Source organism: Sphingomonas sp. RIT328 (assembly GCF_000632225.1).
In the GTDB taxonomy this organism is placed as follows: Bacteria; Pseudomonadota; Alphaproteobacteria; order Sphingomonadales; family Sphingomonadaceae; genus Sphingomonas; species Sphingomonas kyungheensis.
Map to the genome: position 1 here is coordinate 142,373 of NZ_JFYV01000012.1, position 13,537 is coordinate 155,909.

Below are 13,537 nucleotides of genomic sequence, written 5' to 3' on the forward strand. Positions count from 1 at the left end.
CCCTTCCACCGAACGGACGCTGATGACGCTTTACACCCGCTTTGCCGCGCATGTCGCCGCGGCCCTCGACACGCTGACCGCCACCGGCCTGCTGCCGGAGGGGATCGATCGCCGCAACGTCACGGTCGAGCCGCCGCGCGACGCGTCGCATGGCGATCTCGCGACCAATGCGGCGATGGTGCTCGCCAAGCCCGCCGGGCTCAACCCGCGCGCGCTGGGCGAGGCGCTCGCCGGCGAACTCGGCAAGCTGCCCGAGGTCGCCGAGGCGAGCGTCGCCGGCCCCGGCTTCATCAACCTGCGCCTGACCGACGCCGCCTGGCGCGACGAACTCGCGGCCATCCGGACGGCGGGCGACGATTACGGCCGCTCGACGCAGGGGCAGGGGGTCACGGTCAACATTGAATATGTCTCGGCCAATCCGACCGGGCCGATGCACATGGGCCATTGCCGCGGTGCGGTGGTGGGTGATGCGCTCGCCGCCCTGCTCGAATTCGCCGGGCATACGGTGATCCGCGAATATTACGTCAACGACGCCGGCGGGCAGGTCGACGTGCTCGCGCGCTCGGTGCACCTGCGCTACCGCGAGGCGCTCGGCGCGACGATCACCATTCCCGAAGGCCTGTATCCCGGCGACTATCTCGTCCCCGTCGGTCAGGCGCTGGCCGCCGAATATGGCGATCGCTACGTCGACGCGCCGGAGAGCGAATGGCTCGCGCTGTTCCGCACCCGCGCGGTCGCGGCGATGCTGGTGATGATCAAGGACGATCTCGCGCTGCTCGGCATCCACCACGATCTGTTCGCGTCCGAGGCGGACTTGCAGGCGGCGGGCAAGCCCGAGGCGGCGGAGGCGGAGCTGCGCGCGCGCGGCCTCGTCTACGACGGCGTGCTCGAAGCGCCCAAGGGCGAGACGCCCGAGGATTGGGAGCCGGTCGAGCTGCCGCTGTTCCGCTCGACCGCCTTCGGCGACGATCAGGACCGGCCGATCAAGAAGTCGAACGGCCAGTGGACCTATTTCGGTGCCGATCTCGCCTATCATTTCCAGAAGGCGCAGGGCGCCGACCAGCTGATCGACATCTGGGGCGCGGACCATGCCGGCACCGTCAAGCGGATCGTCGCGGCGGTCGCGGCGCTGACCGGCGGCAAGACGCGCTTCGACGTCAAGCTCGTCCAGATGGTGCGGCTGCTGCGCGGTGGCGAGCCGGTCAAGATGTCGAAGCGCGCCGGCAATTTCGTCACGCTCGCCGACGTGGTGCGCGAGGTCGGCAAGGATGTCGTCCGCTTCACCATGCTGACCCGCCGGTCGGACGCGCAGATGGACTTCGACTTCGCCAAGGTGGTCGAGGCGTCGAAGGACAATCCGGTCTTCTACGTCCAATATGCCCATGCCCGCGTCGCCTCGCTGCACCGCCGCGCCGAAGAGGCGGGGATCGTTGCGGAGGCGGCCGACCTGTCCCGGCTTGATACGGAAGAGCTGGCGCTGGTGAAGCTCGCCGCGCAATTCCCACGTATCGTCGAAACCGCCGCGGCAGCACGCGAACCGCATAGAATTGCCTTCTATCTGTATGACTTAGCTGCAGCCTTCCACGCTGCCTGGAATGTCGGCAACGACCGGCCCGAGCGCCGCTTCCTGGTCGCCGACGACGCCGCCGTCACCGCTGCGCGTCTCGCCTTGGCGACGGCGATTGCACAGATTATTCGTAACGGTCTCAGCATCATGGGTGTTGTCGCGGTTTCGGAGATGAAGTGATGGGGGACGGGTTGGAGTTACGCGACGAGGATCGGCTGCCGTGGCTCGAAACGGTCGAGCCGGATGAGGAGCGTCGCGCCCCCATCGGCAAGACGATCGCGCTCGTCGTCGTCGGCCTGGCGGCGCTCGCCGCGATCATCTTCGGCATCTACAAGGTGCAGATGCGCGCCTCCGCCGACGGTCAGCTGATCGCCGCGCAGCCGGGCGACTATAAGGTGCGTCCGGAGGAACCGGGCGGCCTCAAGGTCAAGGGCGAGGGCGATGCCGCGATCGCGACCAGCGCCGGCAAGGCGGGCAATGGCTCGATCGACCTGTCGGCGGTGCCCGAGAAGCCGATCGACGGCCACCGCGTCACCCCGAGCGCCAAGCCGGCGGGGCCGGGCGGCAGCAACGCCGTCGCGCAGGTGCCGGCGTCGAGCGGCAAGCTCGTCGCCGCGCCGCCGGTCAGCGTCCAGGCGCGGCCGGTCGCCAGCGGCGGCGGCGGCTCGCTCGTCCAGCTCGGCGCCTATCCCAGCGAAGCGCTCGCGAACAGTGCGTGGGACGGCTTCTTCAAGCGGTTCAGCTACCTCGCGCCGCTCGGCAAGTCGGTCCAGTCGGTCGCCACCGGTGGCCGCACGCTTTATCGCCTGCGCGTCAACGCCGGCAGCGCCAATCAGGCGGCCGACATCTGCGGCCGTCTGCGCGTCGCCGGGGAAAGCTGCTTCGTCGCGAGTTGACGGGGCGGCGTGGCAATCATGCGGGAGGATGATGTCTCCTCGCCAGCGTGGCGATGGCGCTAGTCTTCTCGATTTCGTTACCGCCCCGGCGGAGGCCGGGGCCCAGCTGGATGACCGTCGCCGGGCTTCCTCGGCGTTCACCCAATTAGATTCCGGCCTCCGCCGGGGTGGTGTGGTGGTCGGGACGGCCCTCCTCCGATCCCGCCGGCCGGCTCGCTGCCGTCGCGATTTACGGTCGAGTGGGGCAGGGGCGTCGCGCCGCTCCCCCGAACCCCCACTCGCTTCTTCCGCCTGCGCGCGCTAACCAGCGACGATGAAGCCCGTCATCTTCGGTCTCGCCGGTCCGGTTCTCACCCCCGACGAGCGCGCCTTCTTCGCCGCGGCGGCGCCCGCCGGCTATATCCTGTTCAAGCGCAACATCGAGGATCGCGCCCAGTTGCGCGCGCTGACCGATTCGCTGCGGGCGCTCGCCGGGCGGGACGATCTGCCGATCCTGATCGATCAGGAGGGCGGACGGGTCGCGCGGATGGGGCCGCCGCACTGGCCCGCCTTCCCCGCCGGACCCGCCTTCGCCGCGCTCTATGAGGTCGCGCCGATGTCGGCGATCCAGGCGATGCGCACCAATGGCGAGGCGCTCGGGCTGATGCTGGCCGAGGTCGGCATCACCGTCGATTGCGCGCCGTTGCTCGACGTCGCGCAGTCCGACACGACTGAGGCGATCGCCTGCCGCGCCTATGGCAGCGCCCCGATGCCGGTCGCCGCGCTCGGCCGCGCGATGCTTGAGGGGCTGGCCGCGGCCGGAATCGTCGGCGTCGTCAAACATATGCCCGGTCATGGTCGCGCGCGGGTCGACAGCCATCATCTGCTGCCCACCGTCACCGCCAGCGCCGACGAGTTGGAGATCGACCTCGAACCGTTTCGCACCCTCGCCGACGCGCCGATGGGAATGACCTCGCACATCGTGTTCGAGGCGTGGGACCGCGAGCGTCCCGCGACGCTGTCGCCGGTGGTGATCGAGCAGGTGATCCGCGGCGCGATCGGCTTCGACGGGCTGCTGATGACCGACGATATCGACATGAAGGCGCTGTCGGGCAGCGCCGGCGACAAGGCGGCGGCGTCGATCGCCGCGGGCTGCGACCTCGTGCTCGACTGCTGGGCGCGGATGGACGAGATGGTCGCGATCGCCGACCGTCTGCCCGAGATCACCGACGCCGCGCGTCGCCGCCTCGACCGCGCGATGGCGAGCGTGACGCCGGGCCAGGGTGATTTCGCCGAGCTGATCGCGCGCCGCGACGCCTTCCTCGCCCTGGTCTGATCCGGCGGCGATGGCGGAGCCCGAGCAACTCACGCTCGATCTGGAGGGATGGGAAGGGCCGCTCGACCTGCTGCTGTCGCTCGCCCGCGCGCAAAAGGTCGATCTGCGCAAGCTGTCGATTCTCGCGCTGGTCGAGCAATATCTCGCCTTCATCCGGCAGCGGCAGACGCTGCAACTCGAGGTCGCCGCCGATTATCTGGTGATGGCGGCGTGGCTCGCCTACCTCAAGTCGGCGCTGTTGCTGCCGCGCGTCGCCGACGACGAGGAGCCCGATCCCGAGGAACTCGCGCTGCGCCTGCAACTGCGTCTCGAACGCTTGGCCGCGATGCGCGAGGCGGGGGCGCGGCTGATGGCGCGCGATCGGCTCGGCCGCGACGTCTTCCCGCGCGCCGCGCCGGAGGGGCTGCGCACGATCCGCCATGCGCAATGGCGGGCGGAGATCTATGACCTCATCGCCGCTTATGGCCGGGTGAGCGCGCGGACCCGGCCGGTGATGCACGTCGTCGCCGATCGTGAGGTGATGACGCTCGAAGCGGCGCTGGCGCGGGTCGCGCGGCTGGTCGGGATGACGCTCGACTGGGCGACGCTGGAGAGCTTTTTGCCCGACGGGTCGGGGCGGCTGCGCAAGTCGGCGCTCGCCTCGTCCTTCCTCGCCGCGCTCGAACTCGCCAAACAGGGACGGGTCGAATTGCGCCAGCAGGCGCCGTTCGCGCCGCTCCTGCTCCGCGCGGTGCGATGACCCCGCCCGACGATGCGGTGCGCGCGGTCGAGGCGCTGCTGTTCGCCGCGGCCGAGCCGCTGTCGGTCGATTCGATCCGCGCCTATGTCGGCGGCGTCGACGTCCGTGCCGCATTGGCACAGCTCGAACGCGATTATGCCGGGCGCGGCATCGCCCTGGTGCGGCGGGGCGAGCGCTGGCATTTCGAGACGGCGGCGGACCTCGCCCATCTCCTCCGCCGCGACCGCGACGAGGTGCGACGGCTGAGCCGGGCCGGCATCGAGGTGCTGGCGATCATCGCTTATCACGAGCCCGTCACCCGCGCCGAGATAGAGGCGATCCGCGGCGTCGCCACCGCCAAAGGGACGCTCGACGTGCTGATGGAGACCGGCTGGGTACGCCCGGCGGGGCGGCGCGAACTGCCCGGCCGGCCGCTGCTCTATGCGACGACGCCCGACTTCCTCACCCATTTCGGCCTCTCCAGCCGCCGCGATCTGCCCGGGATCGACGATCTGCGCGCCGCCGGCTTGCTCGATCCCGTCGACCTCGCGCTCGAGGAAGCATTGGAGGTGGCAAAGGCGGCGGATAGCGATTAGATAAGGGGACATTCTAGGAGATACGCCATGGGCAGCTTCAGCCCGATCCATCTGCTCGTCCTCGCCGTCGTCGCGATCCTGCTGCTCGGCGGTGGCCGCTTCTCCAACCTGATGGGCGATGTCGCCAAGGGCGTGAAGAACTTCAAGAAGGGCATGGCTGAGGAAGACGGCGACGGTCCTGCCAAGCCGGCGCCGCGGATCGAGGCGCAGAAGGCCGCCGAGCCGGCGTTCGATCGTGACGGCGAGCGCGTCCGCGACGACCGCTAAATCCCGCGATCCCCTGACCGCATCCGATGTTCAACATCGATTCGAGCGAGTTCCTGCTGGTCGCCATCGTGGCGCTGGTGGTGATCGGCCCCAAGGACCTGCCCAAGGCGATGCGCGTCGTCGGCTATTGGGTCGGCAAGGCGCGCGGTGTGTCGCGCAGCTTTCGCCAGGGTTTCGACAATATGGTGCGCGAGGCCGAGCTGGAAGAGATGGAGAAGCGCTGGGCGGCGGAGAATGCGCGGATCATGGCCGAGCATCCCGCCACCTCCGACGCGGAATCCGCGGCCGCCGCGGAGCCGGCGACGCCGCTGCCGGATCACGCCGCGCCCGACCATCAGGAGCATGATGCGCCGGTGATGGTCGAAAAGCCCGTCGTTGTGCCTGCCGCCGAGCCGCGGCCGGCGCCGCATCTCTCGACGCCGCCGACCGACGTGACGCCGTCATGAGCGATCCGATCGTCGAAGACGAGATCGACGCCAGCCGCGCGCCGCTGCTCGACCATCTCATCGAACTGCGCCGGCGGCTGCTCTATTGCATCGCCGCGATCGTCGTCGCCTTCGGGGTGAGCTATTGGTTCGCCGAGGACATCTTCGGCTTCCTCGTCCAGCCGCTGCTCCACGCCGGGCAGAAGACGGTGATCTACACGCAGCTGTTCGAGGCGTTCCTCGTCAAGCTCAAGGTCGCCTTTTTCGCCGCGGTGATGATCTCCTTCCCGGTGATCGCCAACCAGCTCTGGCAGTTCGTCGCGCCGGGTCTCTACCGCAAGGAGCGGCGGGCGCTGCTACCGTTCCTGCTGGCGACCCCGGTGCTGTTCATCTGCGGCGCGGCGCTCGCTTATTATATGGCGATCCCGATGGCGTTGCATTTCCTGCTCGGCTTCCAGGGCGATGTCGGCGGCGTGCATCAGCAGGCGCTGCCGGCGATCGGCAATTACTTGTCGATCGTCATGCAGTTCCTCTTCGCCTTCGGCATCGCCTTCCTGCTGCCGGTGCTGCTGATGCTGCTCGAACGTGCCGGCATCGTCACCCGCAAGCAGCTGATTGGCGCGCGCCGCTACGCGATCGTCGGCGCGACCGCGGTCGCCGCGGTGCTCACCCCGCCGGATCTGATGAGCCAGGTGCTGCTCGCCGTGCCGCTGATCCTGCTCTACGAGATCGCGATCATCGGCATCTGGTTCACCGAGCGCAAACGCGCGCGCGAGGCGGGCACCGACATCGTCGAGGTCTGACGGCGGGCGCGTCGCGCGCCGCCGATCGCAGCCACGAAAAAGCCCCCGCCGGATGACCGACGGGGGCTCGTTCACCCAAACGGGTTTTGCTTACTTGGCGTCGTCGGCAGTCTTCGCGACGGTGCTGCCGGCCGACTTGACGTCCTTGCCGACGCCTTCGACCGTGTTGCAGGCGCTGACCATCAGCGCACCCGCGACCACCACCATTCCGAGAACCTTACGCATAAAACCTCCTGGGCATGAATACCGCTAGCTCGAATGATCGGACGCGCCATTCGTTCCGGACGCGGAACCGATGGCGGCAACAAACAGCGGCGTTGGGTAGAAAAGGATAAGGCCCGAAAGCGATCACCGGGGGGGGGGGGAGGGGGAGCGCTTTCGGGCCTATGTCGTGGATCGCGAAAGCGGGGGGGCATAAAGTCGCGATCCGTACTGCTCAACCCTGACCCGCGGGCTTGGTTCCGCAATAAATCGCACGGTCGGACGATTATTTTCGTCCGCTCTCAGTCGCGTCCCAGGACGGCGATCGCGATCTCATAGGCGCCGGTCATCGGATCGTGATGCAGCGGCGCGCGCAGCTGCCGCGACAGCCCTTCGATCACGCGGCCGTAGCGGGTCGAGAGCAGCGTTTCGAGCGCCTCGCTGGCGACGAAGGCGCGGCTGACCACCCGGAGCTTGGCCTTTTGCGTATCGTCGCCCGGCTTGACGGCAACGCGGATCTGCGCCGCCCGGTCACAATTCATCGCCAGTTCGATCGTCTCGGTGACGAGGAAGGCGACCGCGACCGCGACGTCCTGATTGACCAGATAGGGGTCGACGTCGAGCGCGATCGACAGGCTCGACGCACCCTCCGGCGCGGTGGCGCGGATGTTGGAGGCGAGTTCGCCGATCACCGCGCGCAGGTTGAGCCCGCGATTGTCTTCCATCTCGGCGAAATGATTGCGGTGCACCACCGCCAGCGCATCGACGCGGCGCTGGATCGAGGCATAGGCCGCGGTCGCATCCGCGCTGGGCGCGCCGCGCGCGTGGAAGTTGATCAGGCTGGAGATGACCTGCAGGTTGTTCTTGACGCGATGATGCACCTCACGCGTCAGCTTGGTCTGCCGCACCACCGCTTCGGCGAGCCCCGCCTCGTGCAGCGCGACGGTGCGGCTGATCGCGCGGAAGGTGTCGCCGAGCTCGCGGATCTCCTGCGCGGGGAGCGGCCCGAGCTTGCCGGGATCGATCACCTCGCCGGGCGTATAGGCGGCGACGCTCGCGCGCAGCAGCCGCAGCGGACGGATCAGCAGCCGGTCGACGATGAACCACGACAGGCCCGCGGCTGCCGCCCACATCAACAGCGGCAGCATCAGCGCGACGAGGAAGGACGAGGTGATCGGCGCGCTGCGGGTGCTGGTCCGCAACGTCAGTCCGCCGAGGCCGAGATCGGTCTCGACCGTATCGAGCCGGTCGAGCGGGCCGAGGTCCGGAATGGCGGCGAGTTCGAGCGTCGTGTCGTCGTGAACCAGCGCGCTGGCGAGCGGCACCGCCCGGCTGGTCGGGGTGGCGAGGCGCGTGAGGAAGGCACGCGGGAAGAAGACGCGCGCGCTCGGCCCGCGACGCGGCCCGGCGACCGACAGGATCAGGCCCTGATCGGGGACGATCGCCGCGCCGACCGCGGTGCTGGTGTCGATCGGCACGTCGGAATGGAAAGCCTCGCCGCACAACAGCCGGCCGCGCCGGTCAATGATCGAAAAGCGCGTGCCGGTCGTCGCCTGTTGCGCGAACACGCCCTGCGCACGGGCGCAGCTCGGCGCATCCCCCGCATCGGCTTCCAAGGCATTCACCGCGACGCGCAACGCGGTCATGTCGCCGATCAGCTCGATCGCAATGCTGCGAGCGCTTTCATTTGCGGCGATGCGCAGTCGTGCGCGCGCCTCCGCGTCCGCGGTCCGCCCGGTCTGCAAGGTGGCGCCGATTGCGATGAGCGCGAGCAGCAGCAGCGCGACGCTGAGCATGACGAACAGCTTGGCGCCGGTCGGGAAGCGCGACAGCGCCGACACCGGGGCCATCGCCGCGCGTCGTGTGGTGGAGGCGGCGGCGTGCGAGGTGGCCATGCCCGCTGTTAGGCGAGCTTGTTCAGCAGGTCGAGCATCTCGTCCGGAACGCTTTCGTCAATCGTCCGCTGATAGGCGGAGCGAAGCGCCGCGCCCATATCACGATCCTTGCTCTGGACCTTCGCAGGAGACTTTTTGGACGACGTTTTCTTGTCCTTGTCGCTGGGCAATTCCAACCTGTCCCCCTGGTGGCCCGCTGAAGCCGGGCAATCGACGCATTACGGATGAACACGGCCCTCGCGGCTGCGACGGACCCATTCGAACGGCGATGAAACCAAATTCGCCTTCGTTAGTTCCATCATAGCGCGAATTTTCCAGGCGGCCACCGTAGCCGCCGGGCTCTTCGACAAACAGCGTTGCAAAGCGGTCGCCGCCCGCACAGATCAGGCGTCCGCTCGATTCTCAGCCCCCTCGGGCAAATCTTCAGGGAGTGATCACCACCCATGTCGCTTGGACAGCAACTCGCACCGCACCTTCCCTTCCTGCGGCGCTATGGCCGGGCCCTGACCGGCAGCCAGCAGCAGGGCGACAAATATGTCCGCGCCACGCTCGAAGCGATCGTCGCGGCGCCGGACCAGTTTCCCCGCGACGTCGATCCGCGGCTCGGCCTGTACCGCATGTTCCAGGGCATCTGGGCCTCGGCCAATTCCGATGGTGAGGAGCAGACCTCGCAGAGCGATGCCGAGGGCACCGAAGCGGTCGCCCGCGCGCGCCTCGCGCGGATGACTCCGCTGTCGCGTCAGGCGCTGCTGCTCACCGCGATGGAAGGTTTCACGCCCGAGGATGCCGCCTATCTGATCGAGGTCGATACCAGCGAAGTCGAATCGCTCGTGTCGGAAGCGCTCGCCGAGATCGAGAAGCAGACGCGCGCGCGCGTGCTCATCATCGAGGATGAGCCGATCATCGCGATGGACATCGAGACGATCGTCCGCGATCTCGGTCACGAAGTCACCGGCGTCGCCGTCACCCGCGACGAGGCGGTGGCGCTGGCGATGGAGGATCGCCCGGGTCTGGTGCTCGCCGACATCCAGCTCGCCGACGACAGTTCGGGGATCGACGCGGTCAAGGACATCCTCGCCGAATTCGAAGTGCCGGTGATCTTCATCACCGCGTTCCCGGAGCGTCTGCTCACCGGCGAACGGCCCGAGCCGACCTTCCTGATCACCAAGCCGTTCCAGCGTTCGACGGTGAAGGCGGCGATCAGCCAGGCGCTGTTCTTCGACGAAGCGACGGTGCCGCAGGCGGCCGTCTGACAATTGGAGGTGCGCGTGGTCGGGGCTTTGCTCCGTCCACGTGTGCTTCTTCGCAGACGAGATCTCTGCAAAGGGTGCCGCCCTCAGGACCCGTATTCGCGCGCAGGCGGAAATACGGTGGTCAAGCCGAACGACGGCAGGCGGTGGGCGGAGGGCCTGGCTTCCGCCTCGGCGATACCTCTACGCAACGCCCTCCGTCATGCCGAGCCCGTTCCGGCATCCACGGTTCCGCAGGAGCATAAGCCTTTGGTTGTGCGACGCGGTGGACCTCGGACCAGATCCGGAGTGACGGCTCGTCTGGGGTGACGTCGAGCTTTTCGCAGGCGTCCAGATTTGGCGGGAGCGCCGGCAGGCCGTCGCCGCAGAAAGTTTCGGACCCAAAACGGATGTCATGTGTTTGACGTTCATGGCTGATCCCGATGAACCCATCCACGTCTCCAAAACCGAAGCGCGGGCGGGGTCGACGCCGGGGGTTACCCGCTACGTCCTGGCGATCTCGCTCGTCCTGATCATCGTGATCTTCGCCTTTCTTATCTTGCGGTAAAACGGCTCACCCCGTCTCACTGGCATTTGCCGGCGCGGACCCTTATCTTGCCCCTCGAGGCGGCGATGATGTCCCCGGCTTTGAACGGAATTGCATGACCCAGCCCGCTACGCGTACCGATGATTACGAAGACGACGACGCACCCGTGGCGCCGGTGGAACATGTCGCGCTGTCTGATCCGGAGTTCAAGAAACAGCTCGCCCAGGTGATTCCGCACCTGCGCGCGTTCGGCCGTTCGCTGTCGGGCAGCCGTGATCTCGCCGACGATCTGGTGCAGGAAACATTGCTCAAGGCCTGGGCGGCGCGGCAGCGGTTCCAGGCCGGCACCAATATGCGTGCCTGGACCTTCATCATCCTGCGCAATCTCTACCTGTCGCAGATGCGGCGTGCGCGTTTCAAGGGCGAGTGGGACGATCTCGTCGCCGACCGCATCCTCGCCGCGCCGGCCAGCCAGGACCGCCATGTCGAACTGGGCGATATGCAGCGCGCGCTGCTCCATCTGCCGCAGCCGCAGCGCGAGGCGCTGATCCTCGTCGGCGCCGGCGGCTTCGCCTATGAGGAAGCGGCGGAAATCTGTCAGGTCGCGGTCGGCACGATCAAGAGCCGAGTCGCGCGCGGTCGCGTCGCGCTGGAGGCGATCCTCAGCGAAGGCTCGCTGCCGTCGCGTCGCGAGCATGAGACCGACGTCAACAAGACCGCGCTCGATACGATCATGGGTGAGGTCGACGAACTCAGCCGCGGTCATTGACGATGCGCGCGTCGGGCGGGTGTTGACCCGGCCCGGTCGCCACCGGTAAGACGAAATCGGGCGGTCCGTGCAAGGGCCGCCCTTTCTCGTTTCGAGAGACAGGAGACGTCCCGTGACCATGACCCCGCTGATGCCCGTCTACCCACGGTGCGGGGTGCGTCCGGTCCGCGGCGAAGGCTGCTATCTGATCAGCGAGGACGGCAGCCGCTATCTCGACATGGCGGCAGGCATCGCGGTCAATGCGCTCGGCCACGGCCATCCGCATCTCGTCAAGGCGATCGCCGAACAGGCGGCGACACTGATGCACGTCAGCAATCTCTACGGCTCGCCGCAGGGCGAGGCGCTCGCCGAGCGGATCGTCGCGAACAGCTTCGCCGACACGGTGTTCTTCACCAATTCGGGCACCGAGGCGGTGGAATGCGCGATCAAGACCGCGCGCCGCTATCATTATGCCGCAGGCAATCCGCAGCGTACGACGATCATCACCTTCAACAACGCCTTCCACGGCCGGACGATGGGCGCGATCTCGGCGACCAACCAGCCGAAGATGCGCGACGGCTTCGAACCGCTGCTGCCCGGCTTCGCTTATGCGCCGTTCAACGATCTCGACGCCGCGCTGGCGCTGATCGACGACACCACCGCCGGCTTCATGGTCGAGACGATCCAGGGCGAGGGCGGTGTCTCGGTCGGCACACCCGAGTTCATCACCGGGCTGCGCAAGGCGTGCGACGAGCATGGTCTGCTGCTGATCCTCGACGAGGTGCAATGCGGCTACGGGCGCACCGGCAAGATGTGGGCCTATGAGCATTACGGCATCGAGCCGGACATCATGTCGGTCGCCAAGGGCATCGGCGGCGGCTTCCCGCTCGGCGCCTGCCTCGCCACCGAAAAGGCGGCGAGCGGCATGGTGATCGGTACGCACGGCTCGACCTATGGCGGCAACCCGCTCGCGATGGCGGCGGGGCAGGCGGTGCTCGACGTCATGCTCGCCGACGGTTTCCTCGCCCGGGTCGAGACGATGGGCGAGCGGCTGCGCGGCGCGCTCGAGCAGATGATCCCCAATCACGACGAGATCTTCGACAGCGTGCGCGGCAAGGGGCTGATGCTCGGCCTCAAGCTCAAGGCCGGGGTCGAGCCGCGCGAGTTCGTCGCGCATGCCCGCGACAATCACGGGCTGTTGCTGGTCGCGGCTGGCGAGAATGTCGTCCGCATGCTGCCGCCGCTGGTGATCGAGGATGCGCACGTCAGCGAATGTATCGACAAGTTGAGCGCCGCCGCGCGGGTGTTCGTCCCCGCCAGCGACGATTGAGACGATCCCCTCTCCGCCGCCGGAGAGGGACGGAAGGACCGATATGCGCCATTTCCTCAACCTCACCGCCGCCGGGGCCGATGGCGTCGCCGCGATGCTCGCCGAGGCGATCGACCGCAAGGCGGCACGCGCCGGCTTTCCCAAGGGACGGGCCGATGCCGACGCGCCGCTCGCCGGCCATGTGCTGGCGATGATCTTCGAGAAGAATTCGACCCGGACCCGCGTCAGCTTCGACATGGCGATCCGCCAGCTTGGCGGCAGCTCGATCGTCATGGATGCGGGATCGATGCAGCTCGGCCGCGGCGAGAGCATCGCCGATACGGCACGCGTCTTGTCGGGCTATGTCGACGCGATCATGATCCGCACCGACGATCATGCCAAGATCGAGGACATGGCGCGGCATGCGACCGTGCCGGTGATCAACGGCCTCACCGATCAATCGCATCCGTGCCAGATCATGGCCGATCTCCAGACCATCCTGGAAGACGGCAAAGCGCTGCCCGGGCTCAAGATGGCGTGGCTCGGCGACGGCAATAACGTGCTCGCCTCGCTGATCGAGGCGGCGGGGCTGATGCAGTTCGACGTCGTCGCCGCCTGTCCGCAGGGCTTCATGCCGAGCGAGGCGGATGTCGCCTTGGGACAGGGCCGCGCGCGCGTCGTCGCCTCGCCGCAGGAGGCGGTGGAGGGCGCGGACGTGATCGTCACCGACACCTGGATTTCGATGGGCCAGGCGCATGCCGAAACCAAACTCGCGGCGATGATGCCCTATCAGGTCGACGAAGCGCTGATGGCGCGCGCCAAGCCCGATGCGCGCTTCCTCCACTGCCTCCCCGCGCATCGCGGCGAGGAGGTGGTCGACGCGGTGATCGACGGTCCGCAGTCGCTGATCTGGCAGGAAGCGGGCAATCGCCTCCATGCCCAGAAGGCGGTGCTGCGCTGGGTGTTCGGCCAGATCGGCTGACGCGGCGGGGGCGGGGCAGGCCAGTGCCCGCGGTTGACC

Annotated in this window: 16 protein-coding genes; 13 read left to right on the top strand and 3 right to left on the bottom strand. The window is 67.9% G+C overall.

What is annotated here, in order from left to right:
- Window positions 1-22: 22 nt before the first annotated feature.
- From argS to tatC, 8 genes are all read left to right on the top strand, one after another.
- Window positions 23-1,747, top strand: coding sequence for an arginine--tRNA ligase (gene argS / locus BW41_RS07050; RefSeq protein WP_037532897.1), 1,725 nt, complete (start codon window positions 23-25; stop codon window positions 1,745-1,747).
- Window positions 1,747-2,463, top strand: a complete 717-nt coding sequence (locus BW41_RS07055; RefSeq protein WP_037532898.1) for an SPOR domain-containing protein — start codon at window positions 1,747-1,749, stop codon at window positions 2,461-2,463. The genes argS and BW41_RS07055 overlap by 1 nt, the downstream gene beginning before the upstream one ends.
- 313 nt (window positions 2,464-2,776) lie before the next feature.
- Entirely contained in the window at window positions 2,777-3,778 is a 1,002-nt protein-coding gene (gene nagZ / locus BW41_RS07060; RefSeq protein WP_037532899.1) for a beta-N-acetylhexosaminidase, read from the top strand.
- A gap of 10 nt (window positions 3,779-3,788) precedes the next feature.
- Entirely contained in the window at window positions 3,789-4,517 is a 729-nt protein-coding gene (locus BW41_RS07065) for a segregation and condensation protein A (protein ID WP_037532901.1), read from the top strand.
- Window positions 4,514-5,092: an SMC-Scp complex subunit ScpB gene (gene scpB, locus BW41_RS07070; RefSeq protein ID WP_037532903.1), complete on the top strand. Its 579-nt coding sequence runs from the start codon at window positions 4,514-4,516 to the stop codon at window positions 5,090-5,092. The genes BW41_RS07065 and scpB overlap by 4 nt, the downstream gene beginning before the upstream one ends.
- A 27-nt stretch (window positions 5,093-5,119) precedes the next feature.
- Complete coding sequence (locus BW41_RS07075) at window positions 5,120-5,359, top strand: twin-arginine translocase TatA/TatE family subunit (RefSeq protein ID WP_037532905.1); 240 nt, start codon at window positions 5,120-5,122, stop codon at window positions 5,357-5,359.
- Between the two features lie 26 nt (window positions 5,360-5,385).
- A complete protein-coding gene (gene tatB, locus BW41_RS07080; protein ID WP_037532906.1) occupies window positions 5,386-5,805 on the top strand; it encodes a Sec-independent protein translocase protein TatB in 420 nt (139 codons plus the stop codon).
- Window positions 5,802-6,587, top strand: coding sequence for a twin-arginine translocase subunit TatC (gene tatC / locus BW41_RS07085; RefSeq protein ID WP_037532909.1), 786 nt, complete (start codon window positions 5,802-5,804; stop codon window positions 6,585-6,587). The genes tatB and tatC overlap by 4 nt, the downstream gene beginning before the upstream one ends.
- Before the next feature lie 90 nt (window positions 6,588-6,677).
- Here the strand turns inward: tatC and BW41_RS07090 are convergent, their stop codons facing one another.
- The 3 genes from BW41_RS07090 to BW41_RS21755 form a co-directional block, all read right to left on the bottom strand.
- A complete protein-coding gene (locus BW41_RS07090) occupies window positions 6,678-6,812 on the bottom strand; it encodes an entericidin A/B family lipoprotein (RefSeq protein WP_037532911.1) in 135 nt (44 codons plus the stop codon).
- Between the two features lie 278 nt (window positions 6,813-7,090).
- A complete protein-coding gene (locus BW41_RS07095; RefSeq protein ID WP_037532913.1) occupies window positions 7,091-8,638 on the bottom strand; it encodes a sensor histidine kinase in 1,548 nt (515 codons plus the stop codon).
- A 53-nt stretch (window positions 8,639-8,691) separates the two neighbouring features.
- Entirely contained in the window at window positions 8,692-8,859 is a 168-nt protein-coding gene (locus BW41_RS21755; protein ID WP_161773120.1) for a NepR family anti-sigma factor, read from the bottom strand.
- Between the two features lie 267 nt (window positions 8,860-9,126).
- On the opposite strand from BW41_RS21755, the gene BW41_RS07100 reads away from it, so the two are divergent.
- From BW41_RS07100 to argF, 5 genes are all read left to right on the top strand, one after another.
- Window positions 9,127-9,936, top strand: coding sequence for a response regulator (locus BW41_RS07100; RefSeq protein WP_037532915.1), 810 nt, complete (start codon window positions 9,127-9,129; stop codon window positions 9,934-9,936).
- A 406-nt stretch (window positions 9,937-10,342) separates the two neighbouring features.
- A complete protein-coding gene (locus BW41_RS21510) occupies window positions 10,343-10,480 on the top strand; it encodes a hypothetical protein (protein WP_037533272.1) in 138 nt (45 codons plus the stop codon).
- A gap of 94 nt (window positions 10,481-10,574) precedes the next feature.
- Complete coding sequence (locus tag BW41_RS07110) at window positions 10,575-11,228, top strand: sigma-70 family RNA polymerase sigma factor (protein WP_037532917.1); 654 nt, start codon at window positions 10,575-10,577, stop codon at window positions 11,226-11,228.
- Between the two features lie 112 nt (window positions 11,229-11,340).
- Window positions 11,341-12,537, top strand: a complete 1,197-nt coding sequence (locus tag BW41_RS07115) for an aspartate aminotransferase family protein (RefSeq protein WP_037532919.1) — start codon at window positions 11,341-11,343, stop codon at window positions 12,535-12,537.
- A 43-nt stretch (window positions 12,538-12,580) separates the two neighbouring features.
- Entirely contained in the window at window positions 12,581-13,498 is a 918-nt protein-coding gene (gene argF, locus BW41_RS07120; RefSeq protein WP_037532921.1) for an ornithine carbamoyltransferase, read from the top strand.
- The last annotated feature ends 39 nt before the right edge of the window (window positions 13,499-13,537 follow it).